Source organism: Selenomonas sp. oral taxon 137 str. F0430 (genome assembly GCF_000183625.1).
Lineage (GTDB): Bacteria > Bacillota > Negativicutes > Selenomonadales > Selenomonadaceae > Centipeda > Centipeda artemidis.
Map to the genome: position 1 here is coordinate 155,610 of NZ_AENV01000002.1, position 22,722 is coordinate 178,331.

18 protein-coding genes and 2 CRISPR repeat arrays (1 of these 20 cut by a window edge) are annotated in these 22,722 nt (G+C 53.5%); of the genes, 15 read left to right on the top strand and 3 right to left on the bottom strand.

Annotation, left to right across the window (positions count from 1 at the left end; all coding sequences use genetic code 11):
- Positions 1-335: a CRISPR direct-repeat array (repeat unit 34 nt; unit sequence TTTGACCAACACATCCCCGTTAGGGGACGGAAAC); it begins 2,749 nt to the left of the window's first position.
- Between the two features lie 218 nt (positions 336-553).
- The 14 genes from cas1 (HMPREF9162_RS00995) to HMPREF9162_RS01060 all read left to right on the top strand — a co-directional run bounded on the left by cas1 (HMPREF9162_RS00995) (position 554) and on the right by HMPREF9162_RS01060 (position 16,559).
- Positions 554-1,555 carry a CRISPR-associated endonuclease Cas1 gene (gene cas1 / locus HMPREF9162_RS00995; protein WP_009438135.1) on the top strand — a complete coding sequence of 334 codons (1,002 nt, stop codon included), beginning with the start codon at positions 554-556 and terminating at the stop codon, positions 1,553-1,555.
- A 19-nt stretch (positions 1,556-1,574) separates the two neighbouring features.
- On the top strand, positions 1,575-1,904 hold the full coding sequence (gene cas2, locus HMPREF9162_RS01000; protein ID WP_009438002.1) for a CRISPR-associated endonuclease Cas2: 330 nt from the start codon (positions 1,575-1,577) through the stop codon (positions 1,902-1,904).
- A gap of 170 nt (positions 1,905-2,074) precedes the next feature.
- Complete coding sequence (locus HMPREF9162_RS01005; RefSeq protein ID WP_009438036.1) at positions 2,075-3,766, top strand: hypothetical protein; 1,692 nt, start codon at positions 2,075-2,077, stop codon at positions 3,764-3,766.
- On the top strand, positions 3,763-4,440 hold the full coding sequence (locus HMPREF9162_RS01010) for an RAMP superfamily CRISPR-associated protein (RefSeq protein ID WP_009438017.1): 678 nt from the start codon (positions 3,763-3,765) through the stop codon (positions 4,438-4,440). The genes HMPREF9162_RS01005 and HMPREF9162_RS01010 overlap by 4 nt, the downstream gene beginning before the upstream one ends.
- Positions 4,422-6,023: a hypothetical protein gene (locus HMPREF9162_RS11680; protein ID WP_009438150.1), complete on the top strand. Its 1,602-nt coding sequence runs from the start codon at positions 4,422-4,424 to the stop codon at positions 6,021-6,023. The genes HMPREF9162_RS01010 and HMPREF9162_RS11680 overlap by 19 nt, the downstream gene beginning before the upstream one ends.
- Entirely contained in the window at positions 6,020-7,477 is a 1,458-nt protein-coding gene (locus HMPREF9162_RS01020) for an RAMP superfamily CRISPR-associated protein (RefSeq protein WP_009438074.1), read from the top strand. The genes HMPREF9162_RS11680 and HMPREF9162_RS01020 overlap by 4 nt, the downstream gene beginning before the upstream one ends.
- Positions 7,474-8,028: a CRISPR-associated protein Csx19 gene (csx19, locus tag HMPREF9162_RS01025; protein ID WP_009438132.1), complete on the top strand. Its 555-nt coding sequence runs from the start codon at positions 7,474-7,476 to the stop codon at positions 8,026-8,028. The genes HMPREF9162_RS01020 and csx19 overlap by 4 nt, the downstream gene beginning before the upstream one ends.
- Positions 8,029-8,043: 15 nt before the next feature.
- Positions 8,044-10,131 carry a TIGR03986 family CRISPR-associated RAMP protein gene (locus HMPREF9162_RS11685; protein WP_009438061.1) on the top strand — a complete coding sequence of 696 codons (2,088 nt, stop codon included), beginning with the start codon at positions 8,044-8,046 and terminating at the stop codon, positions 10,129-10,131.
- Positions 10,128-10,943: a CRISPR-associated endoribonuclease Cas6 gene (gene cas6 / locus HMPREF9162_RS01035; protein ID WP_009438112.1), complete on the top strand. Its 816-nt coding sequence runs from the start codon at positions 10,128-10,130 to the stop codon at positions 10,941-10,943. Before HMPREF9162_RS11685 ends, cas6 begins: the two co-directional genes overlap by 4 nt.
- Before the next feature lie 30 nt (positions 10,944-10,973).
- A complete protein-coding gene (locus HMPREF9162_RS11690) occupies positions 10,974-13,268 on the top strand; it encodes a TM1812 family CRISPR-associated protein (RefSeq protein WP_050782844.1) in 2,295 nt (764 codons plus the stop codon).
- A gap of 91 nt (positions 13,269-13,359) precedes the next feature.
- Positions 13,360-13,635 carry a CRISPR-associated endonuclease Cas2 gene (gene cas2, locus HMPREF9162_RS11695; RefSeq protein ID WP_009438121.1) on the top strand — a complete coding sequence of 92 codons (276 nt, stop codon included), beginning with the start codon at positions 13,360-13,362 and terminating at the stop codon, positions 13,633-13,635.
- Positions 13,636-13,655: 20 nt separating this feature from the next.
- Positions 13,656-14,513, top strand: coding sequence for a CRISPR-associated endonuclease Cas1 (gene cas1, locus HMPREF9162_RS11700; RefSeq protein ID WP_050782849.1), 858 nt, complete (start codon positions 13,656-13,658; stop codon positions 14,511-14,513).
- Positions 14,514-14,693: 180 nt separating this feature from the next.
- Positions 14,694-15,326: a hypothetical protein gene (locus HMPREF9162_RS01055; protein WP_009438113.1), complete on the top strand. Its 633-nt coding sequence runs from the start codon at positions 14,694-14,696 to the stop codon at positions 15,324-15,326.
- 96 nt (positions 15,327-15,422) lie between these two features.
- A complete protein-coding gene (locus tag HMPREF9162_RS01060) occupies positions 15,423-16,559 on the top strand; it encodes a hypothetical protein (protein WP_009438067.1) in 1,137 nt (378 codons plus the stop codon).
- A 3-nt stretch (positions 16,560-16,562) separates the two neighbouring features.
- On the opposite strand, the gene HMPREF9162_RS01065 is transcribed toward HMPREF9162_RS01060, so the two are convergent.
- The gene (locus HMPREF9162_RS01065; RefSeq protein WP_083801375.1) at positions 16,563-17,534 is read right to left on the bottom strand and encodes a YafY family protein; all 972 of its coding nucleotides are present in this window, start codon (positions 17,532-17,534) and stop codon (positions 16,563-16,565) included.
- On the bottom strand, positions 17,527-18,741 hold the full coding sequence (locus tag HMPREF9162_RS01070) for a YafY family protein (protein ID WP_009438094.1): 1,215 nt from the start codon (positions 18,739-18,741) through the stop codon (positions 17,527-17,529). The genes HMPREF9162_RS01065 and HMPREF9162_RS01070 overlap by 8 nt, the downstream gene beginning before the upstream one ends.
- 417 nt (positions 18,742-19,158) lie before the next feature.
- A CRISPR array of direct repeats spans positions 19,159-19,885; the repeat unit is 35 nt; unit sequence GTTGCACAGGCGAATACCGCTTGCGGTATTGAAAC.
- A gap of 213 nt (positions 19,886-20,098) precedes the next feature.
- On the opposite strand from HMPREF9162_RS01070, the gene HMPREF9162_RS01075 reads away from it, so the two are divergent.
- Positions 20,099-22,030 (top strand): ATP-dependent helicase, encoded by a 1,932-nt coding sequence (locus HMPREF9162_RS01075; RefSeq protein WP_009438047.1) that lies wholly within the window; start codon positions 20,099-20,101, stop codon positions 22,028-22,030.
- Between the two features lie 50 nt (positions 22,031-22,080).
- On the opposite strand, the gene HMPREF9162_RS01080 is transcribed toward HMPREF9162_RS01075, so the two are convergent.
- A complete protein-coding gene (locus HMPREF9162_RS01080) occupies positions 22,081-22,644 on the bottom strand; it encodes a hypothetical protein (protein WP_009438115.1) in 564 nt (187 codons plus the stop codon).
- Positions 22,645-22,722 lie beyond the last annotated feature (78 nt).

A 22,722-nucleotide genomic window follows, 5' to 3' on the forward strand; every position in this document is an offset into this window, starting at 1 on the left:
AGATAGCATTTGACCAACACATCCCCGTTAGGGGACGGAAACACGTGGAGTATATCCTCGACAATCCCATTGAGCGCGTCATTTGACCAACACATCCCCGTTAGGGGACGGAAACGCGAAAGGTCGTGTGCTGCAAAGAAAGGGCTTTGCAGATTTGACCAACACATCCCCGTTAGGGGACGGAAACATGTCCTGTTCGAGGTCTGCTATAGTGTACTTCTTGTTCATATTTGACCAACACATCCCCGTTAGGGGACGGAAACCTGGAACTCCCGCTCAAACTACTACTTATTGATACCAATTTGACCAACACATCCCCGTTAAAAGACGGAAACCCGTAGTTCCGGCGTACCGTTGGATTGTACCAATCGCTATTTGATAAAAACATCCTCGTTAGGGGACGATATTCTGTGGGGGGGATGAATGCGCTATGCATCTGTGGCATATCCTTATGTTTGTATAATTTTCCCGGTATTTTCTCAAATAAAAAAGCTCCATACGGGGCTTTTTTCATGTATAATATTAAATATCAATGAACGGAGGAGGGACTCCTGTGAGTTTTATCTACATTACGGATGAGGGCGCAAAGCTTCAAAAGAAGGGAGATAAATTCCTTGTTGGTCGCAACCTTGAGATCCTCATGGAGATTCCAAAGGAGATTATCGAAGGGCTTGTCCTTATCGACAGTGTTCAAATTTCCTCGGACGCCGTTGTCGAGCTGCTCAAACTAGGCGTTCCTACGACATGGATCTCCACGCACGGGAAATTCTACGGTCGTCTCGAATCCACGCGCAACGTGGACGTATTCAAACAACGCCGTCAAATCCTCTCGCAGGAATCGGAGTTCGCGGTAAAGCTCTGCAAAAAGATTGCCGCCGCGAAGGTTCATAATCAACTCACGCTTCTGCGCCGTTACAACAGACGCGAGGAGGAACATGCAAAGGAGATCGCATCACTCGTCACACGTCTTCAAATTCTGCAAAAGAATATTGATTTTGTCTCGGAAAAAGAGAAAATTATGGGATATGAGGGAGCGTCTGCGCGACATTATTTCAAGGCTCTCGGCATGATGACGCCGTCGCCGTTTTCTTTCGAAAGGCGTACGCGCCAGCCGCCGCGGGATGCGTTTAACTCAATGCTCAGTTTCGGCTATACGCTGCTCATGTACGAGATTTACACTGCCCTTTGCAATCAGGGACTCAGCCCATATTTCGGATTTTTCCACGCACTCAAGAATCGACACCCCGCGCTCGCGTCCGATCTCATGGAGGAATGGCGTCCCGTCCTCATTGATTCTATGGTGATGTCGCTGGTGCATCATCACGAGGTACAGCCGGAGCACTTCATGCGGTCTGAGGAGAATGACGGGGTCTATATGACGCGGGAAGGGCGCACGATCTTTCTGCGCGCGTATGAAAAGAAGCTGCGGACGATGAACCGTTATTTGACGGGAGAACATTCTTATCGGAAATCCTTAACCATCCAAGCGAAGAAGTTCTCGCAGGCGCTCATGGCGGAGGAGCCGGAGATCTACGAGCCGATCAGGATACGATGAGCTGAGGGAGGTGGGCAGTGTGATTGACGATTATATCGAGGATGAGGATTCTTTTGATTATGCTGTGGCCGATGAGCGACGCTACATTGTCCTCGTCATTTACGATATTGTGGATGATCGGAAACGCTATCGCATGGTGCGTTTTCTCGAGGGCTATGGGATTCGTGTTCAAAAGTCCGCGTTTGAGGCACGTCTCACGAAGAAGCAATATGATCGGATGACGACGCGGATTCATAAGCTGATTGACAAGGGGACAGATTCCCTGCGGATCTACTTCCTAGACAACCATTTTGCTGTGCGGTCATGGGGGATTGGAAGTGAGCATTTGGACGAAATCATTATCATCTAGATATATAACACAACTTCATAAATCAAATGAAAAAAATATTTTTATATAACATTTACCAGAATGGAAAAATTTTCATCATTGTGCTATAATTATTTTACAATAAAAAAGACTTTTGTCTCAGAATATCCGGTATCTTGCCGGTGTCATTGTGAAAGGGCGTGACGCTTCCCATGGAAAGCATTCGAGCACTACTCTTTGACACGCGATCGATTCAGCGGTACATATTCTCAGGCAGCCGCCTGAAAACGCAGATCGGGGCGTCGTATTTGATTGCGCAGGTGTTTCAAAAATTTCTTGTGGAGGAAACGCTGTGCAAAGATGTATTCAGTCCGTCGGATGTTGAGGATCTGAGCGATGCGAACGCGCTTGCATCCGGTCAGTCGATCGATTGGAGCAAGATGGAGACGAAGTGCCGCGTTGCCTATATTGGCGGCGGCAATGCGCTCGTCCTTTTGCGCGGCGATGTGACGGAGGAGACGGCGAAGCGTATCGTTACGTCCTTTACGACGCGTCTTCTTGCGCATTGTCCGGGGCTGCATACCGGAGTGGCGTTTGCCGAGCACATTGATTTCTCCTCGCCCGCATCGTTCCGTGAGACGTTTGATGCGCTGTATAAAAAGCTAAAACAGAATCAAAATACCGTATTTCCCGCTGTCCATATGCCGTATACAGGACTGACACACGCGTGCAGTCTCAACGGCGAGACGGCGGATTTTTTTGATGCGAATCATATCCTAGCGCGCGATGGTTCGTCGCAGCGCTTCTTTTCACAGGAGATGGCGGCAAAAGCCGTTGCCGCGCAGGGGGCGGATCAGCATCTGCATAAAATTCTGTCGCATTTCCTCGCTGTCATGGATGAGCGCGACGGGACGGAGCGGCATCTGAAATTTGATGAATTTGCCTTCCCGATGGAACTCGATCTCATGGGACAGCGCAGCGGCGGCACGACGGCAAACGATCCGTGCAACGATATAGCGATCGTGCATATCGACGGCAACAACATGGGGAAAAAGTTCCAACAATGCGAGGATCTATCGGCACGTCGTGCGCTCTCCCTCGCGCTCCTGCATCGTTCGCAGGAGGCGTTTGCAGCACTCATTGCGGAGATTATGGACGAATATGAGACTTATACGTTCCTGTCATTGGAGCACAGTCCAAAGAAATATCTGCCCCTGCGCCCGATCATTTTGGGCGGCGACGACATCACGTTCGTCTGTGCCGCGCAGGTCGCGCTTCGTTACACGACGCGTCTCATGAAACTGCTTGCAACACCGGATGAGAAGGAACCTGCGGGGTTAAAGAAAGGCATGGACTGCTGCGGCGGCATTGCCATACTGCCGACGTCCTATCCGTTTTTCCGCGGGTATGAACTCGCGGAGCAGCTTTGCGGCGCCGCCAAAGCAGAGATGCGCAAGAGACTTGCTGCGGACGGTACGGGCGGCAGTTCATGGCTCGATTTCGCTATTTTGCACGGCGAGCAGCCGCCGGAACTGACGCAGCTGCGGGCACAGGAGTACAGCGGACTGCGCGGTGCACTCCATTTCGGTCCTTACCGTGTGGATGCGGACGCCGGAGATGTGAAGAATGCTGCGCATCTCGTGCGAGCGGCACACGCTCTGCGCAAGCTCCCGTCGAATAAGGTCAAGGAGCTGCGCGAGATCCTCATGCGCGATGCGCATACAACGCGGCAATTCTTGACACAGATGGCGCATCTCGATATCGACTTTCCGGTCATCGCAGGCTGGGAGACGTATGGGAAGGACGAGGCTCTGTGGCATGAGAACCGCACGCCCTATGTGGATGCGATCGAAATGATGGATTACATTCCGAAGGAATTTGACGAAGAGGAGGACATGCGATGAAGGCGTTTGAGGAACGCTCCGTACGGATTCAAACTCTGTCGCCGCTGCATCTCGGCTCGGGCAGAGCGCAGGTCGTCCTTGATGCGGAGATCGTACACGATGACTGTGGGCTGCCCTATTTCCCCGCAAAGCGGTTCAAGGGGCTGCTCTATGAGAGCGCCGTGGAGGTTGCCGAGATGATGGACGCCTGCGGCGCGGCGGGCGATTTGCGCGCAGAGATCGACGCGCTGTTTCGCCACGGGACGAGCGGTGACGCGCAGATCGTCGTGCATGATTTCCATATGGAAGGCGCGGAGAAAATGCGCGAAGATTGGCGTCGGTTGCTGCGCGATTATCCGGAGATCCTGCGTACCGAGGACGTACTCGAACTTTATACGACGGTACGCTATCAGACGAAAATCGATCCCGAGACAGGAACGGCGGCGGATACGTCGCTGCGCAATTTGCGGCTCTTAAAAGAGAACGTCACGTTTGCCGGCAGTATCGGTCTGGAGAACCCCGCCCCGCGGCATTGGGGCATCATCGCGCTTGCACTGCGGAACCTGCGCTATGCAGGCGGGAAGCGCAACCGCGGCTTTGGAAAAATCAAGTGTACGCTCGAAAATGCAAGTGATCACGCGACACTCGTAGAGAATACGATGAAGGAGATGGGGTTATGCAATCGATCAAAGTGATGCTAAAGACGCTGTCGCCTGTCGTCGTGTCCACACGGAGCGGCGCCGCCGTCATGACCGAGACGCAGGAGTTCTTCAGCGGGAGCATCATGCGCGGCGTCTTTGCGGGACGGTATATCGCCGCGCGCGGACTCGGAAAAAACGCGCACGAAGATGAAGCATTTCGGCGCTTGTTTTGCGGCGGAGTTCGGTTTTTGCCGGCATATCCTGCCGTCGGCGACACACGCAGCTATGTGCTCCCTCTTTCGCTGCAAAAGGATAAGGCGGGGAATGTGCTGCGCGACCTGATGAGCGAGCTGCCGGAAGCCGGGTATAAGAGCTGCCGGGGATTTGGCACGGTCACCGCGGACGGCATCGTGCATACCGCGCATATACGCACGGAACTCTCTCTGCACATGAGCCGTTCGGGAGATACCGAACGGATTGCGGGGCGCAGCGCGGATGGGAACATCTATAACTATGAGGCGATCGCACAGGGGCAGACATTTGCCGGTATGATCATCGGCAGTGATGCGGATCTAGAGGAGCTGCGCGCGGCACTCTGTCCGGATGATCGTCCGATGCACTGCTATATTGGACGCTCGCGGCATACGCAGTATGGGAAATGTGAGCTGACGTTCTCCGCCCCGGCGCCTTGCGCTGCGGGGGATATACCTGTGCCGCAGGACGACGTGCTTTATTTGCGGCTCGATACGCCGTTCCTTCCGCTTTGCGGATGCTGTAACCATGCCGGGAATGCATTGCGTGAAATCGTATCCGGGCTCGGCGAAGATGTCCGGCTCGATACGGCGCGTCCGATCTTCTCCGCCGCACAGGAAGCGGATAACTTCGTCGGCGTCTGGGGACTGCGGCGCCCGCGTGCCGTAGGATTAGCGGCAGGCACCGTCTTTGCCGTACGTAAAACCACAGGCGCGTGGAGTGCGGAGGATCTGCGCCGCGTGCAGAAACTGTGCGCACGCGGTTTTGGACGGCGCATGGAGGAGGGCTTCGGACAGGTGCGTCTTTGGACGCAGCATCCGCAGTTGACAATGGCGGATAGTGGATTGCCGGAGGAGAAAAACGCAGACAAGGGTACGGTGGGGGAGCTTCATAAGAAGGTGCGCGGCGGTGTGCAGCGCATCCTCAAAGAGCGGTGCATCGCACAGTTCCGCCTCTATGCGATGGCGTCTGCCGAAACGATGTCTTTGGAAGAGAGCTCGAACCACGTCTTTGCGCGGCTCGCATACATCTTGCAAGCGGATCGTCCTCATTGGACGCAGAAAGACTTTCAGGAGCGGTTTACTGCCGAGATGGAGGGCGCGGGCGACACGTTCAAGAATAATCTCGCCAAACTGCGCCCCGACGGCGGGCGCAGCATCGATAAGATCCTGCAAGGCGATATGACGCAGCTCTACAAAGAAAAGCTCGTGTCGTGGCACGAAGCAGCATTCGGCGAAAAGGCGGGAGCGGCAAAGGAGCTGATCGACGCCGTGGCGTTCCGCCCGGAGGAATATGCGGACGAACTGTGCCGTGCCTATTGGCAGACGTTCCTGCGCCACGCGCGCAAGCACGGCAATGCGGGGAAGAAGGAGGGCGCGCAATGAATCCGAGCATCGTTGGAAAATTTATCATCACAGGGAAAATGAGGCTGCTCTCGCCGCTGCTTATCGGCACGGGCAGTCCCGATGAGGCACGGAACGAACGCGACATTCAAGTACTGCGCGACCGGGAGGGGCATCCGATCATTCCCGGATCGTCGCTCGCAGGTGTTCTGCGTGACTTCTTCCGCCGGCAAAATCCCGCCGGATATACCGTTCTCTTTGGCAGCGAGGGGAATGCGAAGAAAGAAATCTATCAAAGCGCGGTCGCCATCGACGATGTAAAGCTGTCGGGCGGAGAGATCACCTTCCGCGACGGCGTGTCCATCGATGCATATACGGGCACGGCGGTCATGGGGATGAAATACGACTATGAGGCGGTGGAGCGCGGCGCGGTCGGCGACTTTTCGCTCATGGTTACCGAGCGTGCGTTTATGCGCGGCAGTTATGACATAGATGAGAGCGTGCAGACACTGCTGGATTTCCTCGCCGGGGGCTTTTCCGTGGGCGCACTGACCGCCGTCGGATTTGGCCGCGTGCGCTGTGAGGAGCTCGCCGCCGGATATTATGACTTTGCGCAGAAGGAAAATGTTCTCGCATGGCTCTCTCAGGAAGAGCCCGACGCGGCACATGCGGCGAAACGCTTTGCGCCGCGCGCAGAAGAGCTCCCTCTGCCGGGCATGTGCCGCGTGACGGCGGACTTTGCCCTGCGTACCTCTCTGCTCGTGCGCGACCAAGATGTCAGCGATGCAAAACTGAGGAGCGCCGTTGACGATTATGACCTCTTGGGCAAGAACCGCGAGAGCATCGACACCGTTCAGCGCATGAGCGGCAAAGACTACCTCGTCCCGGGCAGGAGCATCAAGGGCATTCTGCGCAAGCGTGCCGTTCATATCCTGCGCGCGATCTGCCGTGACATCACGGGAATGCAGAATGCCGCCGTGCAGGAGACGTTCATCGACCGAATGATGGGTATGTCGGATAAAAAAGCGAAACAAAAGAGCAGACTCAGCGTATCAGAGATGTATCTTTCCAAAAAAGATTTCACCGCGGCAGTACAGCCGCGCGTACGCATCGATCGCTTCGTCGGCGGACATATGGACAGTGCGCTCTTTTTCGACGCACCCATTTGGCAAAAGGAGAAAGACCGTGCGGGACTGCATCTTGCGCTCGAACTGCGCGCGTCGGAGGATACGGAAGAAGGGCGTGCGCGGAGCGAGGCGGAGATCGGATTGCTGCTCCTCCTGCTCAAGGATCTCTGGCGCGGCAACATTGCGATCGGCGGAGGAAAATCCGTCGGGCGCGGTCGTCTCATCGGCAAGGGCGCAGTGATGGAGCTTGACGGCACGCGTTACCGGTTGGATGCCGACGGGAAACTCGTCGAGGGAGATGCAGCGCGGCTCGAGGAATATATTGCGGCGCTCCGGCGCGCAATGGAGAAAACGGAGGTGTGCGCATGAGCGGTATCAGCTTAGCAAAAGAAACGTACGAATTAGGTGAGATATCGAGTCAAATAGAGCATGTGTGCATCTCAGGCGATGTGCAGGCACTTTGCGATGAAGCGGCAAAACATATCGAGCACGGCATTGTCATCCTGTGGCAGCTCCACGCGGTCACATGGGGACGATTTGCAAACGGACAGATCACACTCTCAGGCGGCGTGAAAGCGAATCCTCTTTATATCCGGGAACTGCGCATTTTTGATGAAAACACCGAGCTGCATCTTTTGCACTGCGGCGATGCATTTACCGGTCGGTGGCGCATCGACGGCACGGGCGAAGAGGTGCAGTATATTGACAGCTTTAGCCCACTCTGGGGAACGCGTGAGGAAAACGTCACGGGCAGCTATGCCGTTCTCGCGGATCGAGAGCGCGGTCTGCGCATGGAGGTGCCCGTAGAAGAGGAAGCCGAGCAATACGGTCTCCTGACGCGCGGCTACATCGTCGCGGATGAGAATACGGGGCAGGCAGGCTACGGCGATCATCGATTTGTCAAGATTGATTCGGTGTGAGGGGGAGGGAAAATTATGGCTGACGATGAGATTATGAATGCACTTCGTGCAAAGATCGAAAAAGATCATAATAAGGATAAGCCGCAGAAGACACAGGCGCAGCAGAAAAAGAAGAAAAAACCGCCAAAACCGATTATTATGGACATGGGGAATAACGCCGGTCGCTCCATGGGGAGATCGGGTGGAAATGCCGGCGGCGGGCGATCCGGCGGATACGCGGGAGGCTCTTCCCATGGCGGCGGACGGCAGACGGGCATTTCCCATGGCGGCTCCTCGCGCGGCAACAACTGGCCGTCGCCGAGACAGCCCGACGGAAATTTTAGCATCGCCTACAACTTCGTCTCGCTTCCCGAAGCGATCCTCGCCTCGCCGCTGGAGGATGTCGTTCACGGTGCGCCTTTGCGTGCAAAGAAGAAAAAAACGAAAGAGGACGATGCGGCGTATAAGAACGCGTACCGTTCCTACATCGAGAACGTCGGCGTTTACAGCGGTCATATCGACCTGCATTTTCAGACACTCACGCCGCTCTTTATCGGCGGCTTTGACGCAGAGGAAGAGGAGGTGCACGGATTTTTCTCCCCTGCGGGACGCCCTGTCATCCCGGGGAGCAGCCTGCGCGGTATGGCGCGCAGCCTTTTTAAAATCGTCACGGCGGGATCGATGCGCGAGGGAGAGGATTTTACCAATCGTCATCTTTACTATCGGAGTATGGCTGCGAGCAGGAGCAGTATCCGCTCCCACTATGTAGAGGAGATCGTACAGAATGTTCCCGGACAGAGAAAGAGCAAAACGCGTGCACAGGCGGGCTTTCTCATGCACGTGGGGCAGAGCTACTGCATTTCGCCGGCGAAGCATGAACCCGTATCGGCATCCGGCAACGACCTCATAGGCCCCGCGGCTCGCTGGTCGGAGCAGGATAAGAGTGTCGTCTGCGCCACCGGAAAAATGCAAAACAAAAGGCACAATGAGCGCATCTATGGCGCGCAGTGGAACGTGCGTCATACCGTCCCGCAGGAGGTTATCAACGATTATACGAGCGATAAGAGCAGGTTCAGCGGCGACCAAAAGAACAAGGAGTTTTCACTGCTGGACGCCCCGAACCTTGCGCTCACTGCGCCTGAGAAGATCAAAGCCTTCACCGGGCGCGACGACATCGACTATCTTGTCCCATGCTTCTACGTCGAGCGACAGGGCGTTGTAAAGCATTTCGGTCAGGGACCTTATTATCGTATCGCTTATAATGACAGCATCGCGGATCGTGTGCCGGCATCGCTGCGTGATAATCTCATCGACTTCACCGACGCCGTGTTCGGCGCGACGGAGTACTGGGCGGGACGCGTCTCGTTTGAGGATGCAGAGCTCGAGGGTAACGTTAAATTCCTGAGCCCCGCCCTCTCAAAACCTCTGATGGAGGCAAAACCGACGTCCTTCCAACTCTATTTGGAACAAAATGGCAGCCACACAATGCACTGGGATGAGGACACCTCGATTCGCGGGGCAAAACTTTATTGGCATCGCAAGATCGGCGATAAAGAGTGGTGTGCCACAAAGGATGATCCTGTCATCACCGGAACGAAGGAAATTCGCCCTATCGCGGCGGGGGCTTCGTTTACAACGCGGCTCTATTTCGAGCATCTGAGTAAAGTGGAGCTCGGCGCGCTGCTCAAGGTGTTCTATCTTCATCGGGATGCCCACGTCGGCAAGAAGCTGATTGCCTATAAAATCGGCAGAGGAAAATCACTCGGCATGGGAAGCATTCGCATGAGCCGGCAGCCGCAGCTCTTCATCGATGACGCCCGGATCGTTTACGGGAGCTTCCTTACAGACGGCACGATCGCGTCCTCCATCGCTGCGGAAGAACCGACATCGTATGTCGAGGCATTTGACACGTTCGTTAAAGAACATATGGCGGATAAAGAATTGAAACGTTATGACCTCATGATGGAGGAACTCCTGACGTTGCTCGACTGGAGCAATGCGGAGAAATCCGGGTGGAGCGCGCGGACAAAGATGATGGGCGTCGACAACAGGAACTTTAGAGAGCGGAGCGTCCTCCCCGACGCACTGAGCTTCGTGAACTCTACGAGGAGTCCCGGCAGATGATGCTCGGGGCGCTTCTCCTGCATTTGCGCGCACGCAGTGCAGGGACGATGCCCGTTCATGCAGGGCGGCTGTTACATGCCGCCCTGTTTTCTATGCTTCGGGACAAAGCGCCGGCATTATCTACGGTACTGCACGACGACATGCAGCGCAAACCCTTTACCGTCAGCGAGCTCATAGCAATGCACGCCCCGCCTCCTGCGCGGGGGCATAGACGTGTACGCGCAGGAGACACATACCGCTGGCGCATCACGGCACTCGACACAGAGGTTTTGCACATCCTCATGGAGCTGCGCGTAGGGGACACACTGCGCGTCGGCGCAGTGGATTATATCATCGACGAGATCGTCGCGGATCGCGCCGTCTCCGATGAGGTCGGCACGGTGGATGCCGAAGATCTCGTTGCCGCCTGCATGGCGCAGGAAAATGTCGGTGAACTGATACTTGAGTTCCGTTCGCCCGTCTCCTTTCGCTCCTTTACCGACGACTATCCGTTCCCGCTGCCAGAGCTGATCTTCACATCGCTCGCGGATAAATGGCGGCAAATTGAAACATCCTTTGATATTGACAGAGACGCGCTGCGCGAACGTGCCGCGTCTCTCGTCCCGCGGCGTTGGTCGGGGGAGAGCCGCACCGTCTTTCTCGAAAAGCAACGCGGTGTCACAGGCTTTATCGGCAGCTTTACATTCTCACTGCACCGACTGGCGGAGGAAGAACGCGGGATATTTCTCCTGCTCGCGCAGTTCGCCTTTTTCTCAGGAGTCGGGCGTCTCACCGCGCAGGGACTTGGGCAGACACGCTGCAAATTTGGCTAGAAAGGACGTGAATCTATGGAAGTCCACGGCATGATCTTGTTTTTAAGCACCATACATTTTAACAAAGATGGTACTCTGCCCGTCCCAACGGATTATCAGACGGAGGATAAACGCGAGATCAAGGGATGCATTCAAACCAACGAGGCGGCGATGTGCGCGCTTGCTCGTGCGCTTGAGCAACAGAACAAGCAGCTCGATCATGTTTTTTACTTCGCCTCTGTCGAGGTTTGTCGAGACAAGATGATCGGAGGCGAGATGACCAACGAGGCGGCATTTGTTGAACAGCATCTCAAGATGATTTGCCCGAGCCTGAAGCAGACCCGTTTTCACCAGATCGCCTATGATGAAGAGGATCCCGTCGAAGAGAGCATCCATTACATCGGACGAATGGCGGAGTTCATCAATCGTACGCTTCGAGGGAAAAATAGAGTGCGCAAAGAGATCGTCCTGCATGCCGATGTGACGGGGGGACCGCGCAACGCGAGCATGATGATGCTCAACGTCATGCGCCTCATGGAGTATTGCGGCATTCGTGGCGGCGAGGTGTATTACACGGACTACAACAAACGGCTCATCTCCTCTGCACGCAGCGTTTATCGCGCCTTTGCCCTCGTCTCCGGCGTCGACGAATTTGTCCGCTACGGTGGTGTGCGCTCCCTCGAGGAGTATTTTAACGGCACGCAGAGCGAGCTAGAGGAAACCTCTCCCGAGCTAAAAGCCCTCCTGCGCGCTATGCATGAGTTCTCCGACGCGATTCGCATCTGTAGGACAGGCGTACTCGAGGAAAACCTGCGAGCGCTGCATAACGCCCTGCGGGCATTCCAAGAAAAGCGGGACAGAGAGTATCACGAAATGCTTTTTGGAACCCTGATGAACACCTTGAGCGGGGAATACGGCGCCCTGCTCACCGAGGAAAAGCCCAATCGGCTGGACATCATCCGCTGGTGCCGGGACAAAGGCTTCCTGCAGCAGGCGATGACGCTCTGCACAGAGTGGCTGCCTGTATATTTTGTTGACAACAAAATATACTATACGGACGATGAATGTATTATTGACCGGTGTGATAACGGACAGCGTACATGGGAGATGGAGTTTGTTATCAACTATAAAACAATCCCCGTCTCCAAGAAAACCGATACACTAGCCAACCGTATCAAGGCGCTGAGAGCTCTGTTCAGCGAGATGAAGGAGGATCAATCGCTCATACCAAGCCCGGAACAGGCGCCGTTTCTAATAGAAAAGGATCTTAACTTGCTTGCCGCAGTACAGCGTATTGATAATATGCGTGCAAGATTTGGCGGTGAGTGGAGCAAACATCTGCCTGCCGTGCAGAACCTCGTTCGGTATCTCTATGAGAATAGGCCTACAGCCGGGACTACGAAATGGAGCCAATTTGAACGAAAATGCACACATAAACACGTCCTTAATATCATGCATACGCTTCCCGTAGATACCTTACAAGACCTCTTTTCATTGGGGGCGGAGGATGGGGAAGAGGATCCGATAGAGATTCCCTGCGATGTAGATTATACAATGAGAAGATACGCAGAACTGCTGGAAAATGGCATCGCTAAAACAAACTATGGTCAAGCCGAGGTGCTGAGTATCCTAGAGTCCTACCGGCAGATCCGCGAGCAGCGCAACCAAATCAACCACGGAAACTATGAGAATGTCAGATCTGCCGAGGAGGTCGAGAAGCTCATCGACCTCTGTCTCGCACAGATCGACAGTCTCAGGCGTCATGGAGATGCACCCTCTGATGTCTTGCAGAGGAAAATTGCCGTCTGGCAGTCCATGCCGCGCAACAATCCATCGGAACTTGCCGCCGCAGACGGCTTCTTTGATGCGCAGCTCATGCCGCTCGCCAAAGAAAAATTCTGCGCGCGCGCACAGAAACAAAAACTGCCCGCCTATTACGGCATGATCCTCACGCTCGGCACCTCATGGCAGCCGCTCGCGCTGACACTTGCCGCGCTCCGGCCGCAGCGCGCGCACATCCTCTGCACAAAAGAGACCGCACATCTATGCGAGCGTATCCGTGCATTCCTAGCGCTGTCCGAGGACAGCCTATCGCACACCGTCATTGGACGCAGTGACGCGGACGCTGTCTTTGCTGCCGTGCGGGAACGGCATAGCGCATGGGCGGCGCACGGTGCATGTGCCATGGACATCACCGGCGGGACAAAGGCGATGGCGTCCGCCGCCGCCATGATCGCAGCTGTCCTCGGCATAGACATCTACTATGTAGAGAGCACCTATCTGCCGCTCTACCGGCGTCCCTTGCCCGGCAGCGAACGACTTGAACGACTTCCGGGCGCATCCTAAACTCGCATGTTTTTCTGCTGTTACTCACATATCGCGCATGTTATACTCTCTTCGTAAAGGGACATACGGAGCAAACCGAGAGGAGGACATCATGCGCTATATCATTTGTTATGATATCACCGAAGACCGCATCCGCAGACGCGTCGTGAACTATCTCGAATCATTCGCCTATCGAATGCAGTACAGCGTATTTTGCTGCGATCGCAGCACACGCGAGTTTGAGAAGATGCGTAAAGAACTCACGAGCCTCACAGCCGCCTCTGAGCGATGTGCCCTCCTCATCGCGCCGCTTTGCGAAAATTGCGCGAGCCGTATGTGGCAGACGGGGACATGGATGGAAGAGGAACGGCTTTGTGTCGTCGCCTAACGGACAGCAGAAAGGCAGAGATGAACATGTGTGTCGTATACTTATTGCAGGATGGCAGCAAAGCAAAAAAACAGGGCGGGCGCATCATCGTCGAAAGCCGTGACGGCACCGTCAGCAGTGTACCGATTCAATGCGTGACCGGCGTTGTCGTCGGCGGCGCAGCGCAACTCTCCACACAGGCAGTATTCGCCCTCTTGGAGCAGGGCGTTGCTCTCTCCTACATCGACTTTCATGGACGCGTCAAAGGCCAGCTCTCCCCATCGGGCGCCGATGCCGCCGCCATGCATGCACAGGCACGTTGCCTTGGGAATGAAGGTTACTGCAAAACACTCGCAAAAGAGCTCGTGCAGGAAAAAATCACAGCCCAATATCGCCTGCTCTCTTACTACAGCAAAAAGTACATTGCATCCATCCTCACCGATACCGTCTCCGAGCTCAAGGTCATGGCAAAACAAGTCTCATGGGGCGGCGGCATTGACCGCCTGCGCGGGCTGGAGGGAACGGCGGCGCGCCTGTACTTCGAGGCATTTGGCTACCTCGTCAAAAAACTCGGCTGGTCATGGAGGGGACGCTCCCGCAGACCCGCAGCGGATGGCGCAAATGCCCTTCTCAACTATGGCTATGCGTTTCTCGAGCGCGACGTGCGCGTTGCCATGGCGGGCGCGGGGCTCGACGCACGCAACGGATTCCTGCACAGCAAGAACGCTCGCAAGGACAGCCTCGTCTATGACCTCATGGAGAAATATCGTGCGGACATCACAGAGCGGTTCAACCTCAAACTCATGCATCTGCGTATCCTCACCGAAGACGAACTCGTCTCTACCAATGAAGGATGGCGCATCTCCGATGAGGCGCGGAAGAAATACTGCGAACGTTAGGAAGCATACATGGAAGAACCCACCAAAGAGCATGACGGAAAGAGCAGACGCGCCCTCCTGCGCGCAGGCATTGAACGATTTGCCGATCGGCTCGGCGACGTCCTGCTCGAAGCAAGCTAAAAAGGGGAGGGGGGCAATCCGCCCCCTGTACCTCCGTCTATCCTAGAAAAGGAGAAAACCGTGGAAAAGAAGAAAAGCGTGGAAAAGCACATCATGCTGCTCTTTTTGAGCATCGTCCAAACCCGAGACAAAAAACTCTCTCCCGCGCCCTATCAAGGAATCGGCGAAACGCATACCACCAATGAGTCCGCCGTGCGTTACCTCGCATCCAAGGACGTCGCGCTTGACCGCATGTTTGCGCTCGTCACCGAAAGTGTACGAAATCAGGACGTACCGGCAGAGGATCTGCCCGCGCTCCCGCCGAACGAACGAACACACCTCGGCTACTTTAAGCATCGCATCAAAGACGTATGTCCGAAGATTGATAGCGAGGAGTTCCTCGTCGACTATCCCTATGAAGCAAAAATGCCCGCAGGGGAAATGATGCTCGCCGTCACTGGGCTCGCGGCTCGGATCATGGATTATGTGCAGGAAGTACGCAAGGCAGGCGGAGAGGTCAAGCTGCACGTTGATACCACCGGCGGAATGCGCCACACCAACATGATGCTGCTTGCCGTCATGCGTCTTTTGCAATACAACGACGTACAGATCGGACACATCCTATACTCCGACTATGAAAGAGGACGTGCCGAGAACTACGTTGAGGAAATCAATAACGTCTACGGACTTTTTAACGTCGTCGCCGGCGCATAAGAATTTGTCAGGTTTGGCAGCGTATCCACGCTCAGCGACTATTTCAACGAGGAGGCAAAAGACATCTCGCCCGAGCTCTCCGAACTCCTCGCAGCCATGCGCCGATTTTCTGAAGAAATCAAACTCTGTCATCGCGGCAGCTTCATCGCGGCAGCATCCGAGCTCAAAGACACCATGCAGAGCTTCTTTCAGAGCAGTAAAGAAGCGTCGAACGATACACGTAGACAGTGGGACGCCCTCATGACACAGATCGAACCGCGCCTATGGGCGGATTACCGCGATCTGATCACCACCGATGACGGCAATATTGACACCGTATCCCTCATTCGCTGGTGTCTGAGGCACGACCACCTCCAGCAGGCGCTCACACTCTACACCGAATCGATGCCGGCGTATTGGGTAGACAACGGCTTCGTCACTATTACCGAACGCGGAACCAAGATGGCTCAGATGCGAAAGGATAACGAAGATCGGCGTGAGCCCATCTTTTGGTTATTGACGGCGTATAACCCGCAAAAAGTGAAACGAAACAAGGGCGACGAAGAAGACGAAGAGTCTATGATGCAAGCTCTTTTATCCAAAGAACAGAAAATTGCATCGGAGGATAATACCGCAAGGAACGACGCTGCGACTACCTTGAAAAAAATATTTAGTACTCCGCTGTCACCCGAAGCGGCAAAGGAACGTCTCGACGGCATTGTTTCATCGCTCAAGGAACATCATTTAATCATTCGGAACGAAACGGAGTTGCGCGCATGGATCGAGGAGCTGTGTGCGGCAAAATCCTCCGGTCAGGGGACAGTGTCGGTACAGAGCCGCCCGGCTCAAATCTGTCGCAGCCTCATCCCGGAAATAGAGGGGAATAAAAATATACCCCTCCCCTCCATCACGGCAAAAATTGATCTCTCCGGTGAGACTGTTTCCACAAAGAAGATATGGAACTTTTTCTCAGACCTCAAGGAGGCAGGTTGGGGAAAATGCCTCTGTCATATCGAACGAGAACCGTCCTTCAAGCTAAAATTCCTGCGCAGAGAAGGCTTTATCGACGCGCCGATGACAGATGCCGAGATGGATACGCTCATCGGGAACTATCAAGCCCTCCGCGACGAACGCAACCAAGTCAATCATGCCCGCATGGACGAGGGGGAATTCCCCACAGCAGAAAAGCTCCGAAAGAAGATGGAAACAGCTCTTGAGGAAATTGATGCGCTCGTGAAAAAATACAAACATTAACACTCACACACGCTCATACATCGCCGCCGCCTGCCGCAACACATTCCTTATTCGCTCCCGCCATACCGTGGGTGAAAGAATCTCCACCGCCGCCCCCAGCGATAAAACCTTCTCGAACACCTCCCGCGTATCGAACGCATAATAGCGTACCGTCAGCACATACGAACGACCCTCCCGGTACGCCTCCTTATCATACGAACCAAACAGCAAAAAACACCGCTCCACCGCATTGTTCCGCTCGTGAACACGCAGACGCAGAGAGCGGCGTTTTTTATTGAGAAACGCTTGAAATATCGCTTCCATATCCTCAGGAATCGGCGCCTCGACGCATCGAACTGCAGAGAGCTGTGACAGACGCAGCTTGAGGATGCCTCCCTCCACCGCATCCCAAACAAGCAGCATATACGCATCGCTCGACAGATCATACACCATACGGCAAGGGAATACAGTACCCTCCTGCACATCCCCGCCGCACTTTTTCATCCGGTAAAACACCTGCCTGCGCTCGAGAAAAGCCGTGCGCAGTGTCTCTATGTGCCGCATCACACGCATGTTGCCGCATTGCCCCGTGGGCACAGAGAGAAGAGGAACGAGTGGATCAACATTCGGCAGCAACGCACATAGCCGCCTGCGCAGCTCCCGCGGCAGCAGAAACGGATAGCGCATATCGAGCGCCATCGTCTTGATCCAACGCAGCTCCGTTTGCATCGGCGGCAGCGTCACATCCACGTCCGAATACGGAAGACGCAGCCCCACATAACGCCCTGCCGCATTAAAATCAAAGAGCGCATCCATAAAACCGTCCTGCATCCGGGCGGATAACTCCCGCCACGCAGGACAGAGAGCGCCAAGCCGAGCGCGCAGCATCTCACGCGAACAAACTGACCCGCCCACAGCCTCGTGGATCACCCGGACGAGCGCAAACCAAAGCGCACCCCTGAACGCATGAAAGAGAGGAAAAATAGAATCACTCATACCGCCGTAAAGCCTCCCTCACATCTTTTAACATATAGCTGCGCAGAGACTCCGGAGCAATAACGGCGCAGTAGGGATACATCGTTCTGAGAAAAGGAGCCAGGGAACGCGGATCTCGCGCAGCAAAATGCACCGTACAGCTATGACTTTTCTCACGTACAAATACAGCCAAAGGAAACTGCACCCGAATTCGCGCAGAGAGCGCACGTCGCATCGCCGCCGAATCAAAACAAAGACGCAGAGCAATCTCCGTATCTGCCTCACACTTTTCATCTCCTCCTGCGCGTTCCTTCTGTCTCCGTATTGATGCCCTCACGACACGCACATCGGACATCTTATCAATGCGCAGCGAGAGCTGAGTACCTCCCTCCGCTCCCGTCACATATCGCCGTTGATCCGATGTGCGAACCGATAGCGTATACGGCATCATCGTCCTGCACAGTGCAGAGCCTTCATAACAAAAAGACACTGCCTCCCTCCGCTCGATCGCAGAGATCAAGGTCAGGAGAACAGCGTCATCGAGAATGCGCACCGCAGGCGCATTTTTGAATAACCATAGCGTTTCGGTCGGCGCAGGAGGGAATGACCGATCAAGCACATCTGCCGGATCATAGCCCAGAACAGCAACGAGCGCAGCCTGCCGGTAGAATACCATAGCAAAGCGCAAGAGACGTGCATCCTCCGCCGAGAGAGTACGCAGCGGATTTTTCACAGCAGTAAATTGAGCCGTCCCCATAGATGTACGGCGCAGGAGTCCCACCTCACAAAGGAGACGAAGATAAGAACGCAGCGTCGACTCATTCAAGTCGGGCATACCAAGAGCCAACCGGTTCAGCAGCTCTACCCGCGGCACCGAACGATCTAACGTCTGTACATATTGTAGAATGGAAAGCAAACAAAAGACCTGTATCGGACTTGTAAAGCCGGCACAGCGGAACGAATGAATCAAATAATTATTTGAAGACAGATAGGCATCTCCCCGGAGCGTCACATTCTGCACGTTCTTATGACGGGACTTCCTCACATACATCTCCGGCACGAACACCTCCATACGTCGACGCAGATCATCATAAGAACGACCGCTCACACCAAGCGCAATAAAATCTGCGCGCGCATAACAACCGTACGAAATACGGCGCAAAAAAGAGCGAAGCAAATCATAATGCTTCATAAAGGGCGTAAAAGGAGCGCCCTTGCGTCGCCCCATCCTCTCCGCGTCCCGTGCCAATAGAATCCCCCCTTAGTAGCCTGTTATATTGATTCGAGCGATTACGTCTGCTTTCCTGCAAATAGTATAAAAGAAAACGTGAAAAACAAAAATAATTCCTACTGCCAAAATTGGCCTACACATAGAAAACCTTTCGTGAACCCTGAGACCCGCATAGTATCGTCGAGGTTTTCGATCACCCCACTAAAACATGGGAAAAGAGGGGGCATATTAGCATCTTTTTTTCAATGTAGCCCCTCAAAAAAGAAAGAAAATCTTGCGAAAAAGGGAAAAAAATGATAAAGTACACACATCGGGCGAAAACCTCCGCCGGGACCGGAGAGCCGCATTCCACCGTCGAGGTTTTCAAAATGTACCGATTTACGCTAGCACCCGCGCGGCTTCAGCGGGTATGCTGTTGCACAGGCGAATACCGCTTGCGGTATTGAAACAATTAACTTCCTCCTTATCCTTTCAAGACCTCTCGTTGCACAGGCGAATACCGCTTGCGGTATTGAAACTTCCATGACTTCATTTTAACTACCTCCTAATCAGAGTTGCACAGGCGAATACCGCTTGCGGTATTGAAACTTATCTCTTCTAATGGCGTTAGTATGATATTCGAAGTTGCACAGGCGAATACCGCTTGCGGTATTGAAACCATCATTCGAAGTCATGATAACATAGACACCAGTGTTGCACAGGCGAATACCGCTTGCGGTATTGAAACACGGCAGAGCGCAGGCATCTTCAACGCCTCCCGCAGTTGCACAGGCGAATACCGCTTGCGGTATTGAAACAGGGCCTGTCTGGGCGTGGACGCGAACTCTCTACGTTGCACAGGCGAATACCGCTTGCGGTATTGAAACTTTGTGCCGTCAATGTATGCGTCCTGAGTGAGGAGTTGCACAGGCGAATACCGCTTGCGGTATTGAAACTTGTTCGCCATTGTGAGCACCACTGTATTCGAGGGTTGCACAGGCGAATACCGCTTGCGGTATTGAAACTTTGTGCCGTCAATGTATGCGTCCTGAGTGAGGAGTTGCACAGGCGAATACCGCTCGCGGTATTGAAACTCCATGAATTGGCTCTCACAGAGGTCAATCTCGGTTGCACAGCTACATATTTCATACAAAAAAATACCACTCGAAAAATCGAGTGGTATTTTTGCGTGGAGATGCAATGCGAACATCCTTACAGGGAAAACCTTCTCAAAACGCTTTGTTAATGATTCCAAAAGTATGAGATTTAGCGTATAATCACTATGATGATTTGAGAGCTATTTTAACTACAGGGATTTGCGCATAGATATTAGGAAATTCGTGATGTGTGAGCGAGAAAGGGCGTGCTCCCAGGGATGAATGAGAAGCAAAAGGCGATACTGGCAGAGCTCAACGAGCAGCAGCGTCTTCCGGTGCAGGAGTATAAAACACCGTCGCTCATTATCGCGGGGGCAGGGGCGGGCAAGACGAAGACGATTGTCTCTCGCACTGCCTATATGATTGAGGACGGCGTGTCACCCGCTAATATACTGTTGTTCACTTTTACGCAGAAGGCTGCGGATGAGATGCGAACGAGAGTTATTCAAGCGCTTGGCGATGAGGCGAGAGGAATTTTTGTCGGGACTTATCATTCATTTTGTGCAAAACTTCTCAGGTATTTTCAAAATCGCTTTTCGGGGTATACAAATCAATTTTCCATTTATGATGAAAAAGATGCGATGAATCTCCTAAAAAAGGCGATGCGCAGCATCGGGCAAGAGCGCCGGGGTATTCCGGCTAAAATGGTCATGACGATTATCGGCCGATGGAAAGAAAAACGTGTCACACCAGAAATGGCAATATCTCAAGAAAAAGAGGAATTAAGGCGGTGTATCGCTTCGTATTATGAAATCTATCAGCGGATGCTCAAAGAGGTGAATGCACTTGATTTTGGAGATCTTATCAATTTCGCGATCAAAGCCATGGAGGAATACGATGATGTTCGTGAAGCTGTCAACCGCAGATTTCGCTATGTGACCGCTGATGAATGTCAGGATTCGTCCTCTTCGGATCTGCGCTTGATAGAATTGTTATGTCCCGGTATGCGGGGGATGTGCATGGTGGGGGATGATAGTCAGAGTATGTATTCGTTTCGCGGGGCGGATTTGAAGAAATTCTTTCATTTTATTCAAAAGGCGCGCCTCAAAAAATTTTATCTGGAACAGAACTACCGCTCAACAAGGAATATCGTTGAGGGGGCAAATTGTGTGATACGAAATAACGAGCACTCGCTGGAGAAAAATATGTTTACGGAAAATACTGCCGGAACAAAGATTCTTTCTCTTGGTGCATCGGACGAATATGAACAAGCGAATCAGATTGCCAATATGGTTCGTTCTTTTGGGGAGAAAGGCATCGCGTTACGGGATATAGCCGTGCTGTATCGCTCCGGATTCCTTGCGGAATCCATCGAATACGGCTTGCTCAAGGAGAAGATTCCGTATCGTATCCATTCGAATACACCGTTTTGTGCAAGAAAAGAAGTGAAGGATATCCTTGCGTGTCTGCGATTGATTCATTCTTCGGGGGATTTTGCAGCGCTTGAGAGGGTTCTAAAACTTCTCGGCGGAGGTTTTCGTGCGAAAGACATACCGGATGTTGCGGTAATTGATATTTGGAGCGATCCTGCGCTTACCCTTGAGAAGATCGTCGTCACGCTGCGACGATATGAACGCGAGCAGACTAGAGGGCGTATGTATATCGGAGCCGTATATCGGTTCTTATTGCAATTAGCGGAATTGCGAGATGCGCACATTTCGGTTCAATCCATGATTCAGAGGATCATTGATATACTTGATTATCATGCAATCATTGAGCGCAGCTTGAGAAAAGGCGAGAGTATCGTTCCGCATTTTGAAAATATTAATACGATGCTCTCGGTGGCAAAAGAATATGATTCGTTGGATGAGTTTATTGTTTCCGTTATGGCGGCGGAGGATGCGGGGAATGACGAAAGATTCGACGGCGTGAATTTAATGACCATACATGCTTCCAAAGGCTTGGAATTTCGGATTGTTATTGTCGCCGGATGCAGTGAGGGTCTTTTCCCAACCAATAAGGCGATACAGAGCGGTAACATCGAGGAGGAGCGCCGCATCTTTTATGTGGCTATGACTCGTGCAAAGGAATATTTGGGGCTGATATATCTTAAATCCATAACGAAATCCGTCGGCGATTCGCAACGATATTTTTGCTCGCGCTTTCTAAACGAAATCGATAAGCGTTATATTATTCGGCGAGAAAAATAAGAGAGATAGCAACAGTCTCATCCAATCGGTATGGTCGGATGAGGCGGTTTTTAGTGCAGCGGGGCGTTGCCGATGGAGAGTGGCAGCGTGTGTGCGGCGTCTGCCATGGCGCGGAGCTTTGCGGCGCTGTATTTTGCCCAGATTTCGGAGACATTCTTTTGGAAGGCAAGGGCGGAGCGTGGCTGAGCGAGCTGTGTGCAGACAGTTTTTCGGATGATCTCCGCAAACTCCTCGGGGATCCTTGCCGTGCGCTGTGCGAGCAGGATTTTCAGATTTGTATCGACGAGGTAGAGATGGATGGTCGGATCGCGCAGGTCTCTCTCGCTCGGCAGCAGTTCGTCCTTGACGAGGGAGAGGGAGAGCGGTGCGTCACCCCATCCGTCTTTGAAGATGCCGTCGATACGGTAGAGGAAGAACAGAATGCCGTCAACCTCCGTGACCGCGATTTCGATTTCGCCTGTGCGGAATGCTTCGACGGCGACGACGTCCGCCCGTGATAGCTGGAGCAGGAACATCATCCCGTTTTTATCGACTTGGAACATCCCACCGTCCGCCTGCGCGAGAATGGGCAGGGGGAACGGTTCGCCGACAGCAAAATTAACTGATTCGCTCATAAAAGTCCTCCTTTATTTTCCTATATCATAACATAGACAAGGAAAAGTCGCCATTCCTGTCGAAATTCTATAGCATCA

Excerpts from the sequence above, each read along its gene's own strand:
- HMPREF9162_RS01005 (WP_009438036.1), top strand. The coding sequence starts at position 2,075 with ATGGAAAGCATTCGAGCACTACTCTTTGACACGCGATCGATTCAGCGG.
- HMPREF9162_RS01010 (WP_009438017.1), top strand. The coding sequence starts at position 3,763 with ATGAAGGCGTTTGAGGAACGCTCCGTACGGATTCAAACTCTGTCGCCG.
- HMPREF9162_RS11680 (WP_009438150.1), top strand. The coding sequence starts at position 4,422 with ATGCAATCGATCAAAGTGATGCTAAAGACGCTGTCGCCTGTCGTCGTG.
- HMPREF9162_RS01020 (WP_009438074.1), top strand. The coding sequence starts at position 6,020 with ATGAATCCGAGCATCGTTGGAAAATTTATCATCACAGGGAAAATGAGG.
- csx19 (WP_009438132.1), top strand. The coding sequence starts at position 7,474 with ATGAGCGGTATCAGCTTAGCAAAAGAAACGTACGAATTAGGTGAGATA.
- HMPREF9162_RS11685 (WP_009438061.1), top strand. The coding sequence starts at position 8,044 with ATGGCTGACGATGAGATTATGAATGCACTTCGTGCAAAGATCGAAAAA.
- cas6 (WP_009438112.1), top strand. The coding sequence starts at position 10,128 with ATGATGCTCGGGGCGCTTCTCCTGCATTTGCGCGCACGCAGTGCAGGG.
- HMPREF9162_RS11690 (WP_050782844.1), top strand. The coding sequence starts at position 10,974 with ATGATCTTGTTTTTAAGCACCATACATTTTAACAAAGATGGTACTCTG.
- cas2 (WP_009438121.1), top strand. The coding sequence starts at position 13,360 with ATGCGCTATATCATTTGTTATGATATCACCGAAGACCGCATCCGCAGA.
- cas1 (WP_050782849.1), top strand. The coding sequence starts at position 13,656 with ATGAACATGTGTGTCGTATACTTATTGCAGGATGGCAGCAAAGCAAAA.
- HMPREF9162_RS01060 (WP_009438067.1), top strand. The coding sequence starts at position 15,423 with ATGCGCCGATTTTCTGAAGAAATCAAACTCTGTCATCGCGGCAGCTTC.
- HMPREF9162_RS01065 (WP_083801375.1), bottom strand. The coding sequence starts at position 17,534 with ATGAGTGATTCTATTTTTCCTCTCTTTCATGCGTTCAGGGGTGCGCTT.
- HMPREF9162_RS01070 (WP_009438094.1), bottom strand. The coding sequence starts at position 18,741 with ATGGGGCGACGCAAGGGCGCTCCTTTTACGCCCTTTATGAAGCATTAT.
- HMPREF9162_RS01075 (WP_009438047.1), top strand. The coding sequence starts at position 20,099 with ATGAATGAGAAGCAAAAGGCGATACTGGCAGAGCTCAACGAGCAGCAG.
- HMPREF9162_RS01080 (WP_009438115.1), bottom strand. The coding sequence starts at position 22,644 with ATGAGCGAATCAGTTAATTTTGCTGTCGGCGAACCGTTCCCCCTGCCC.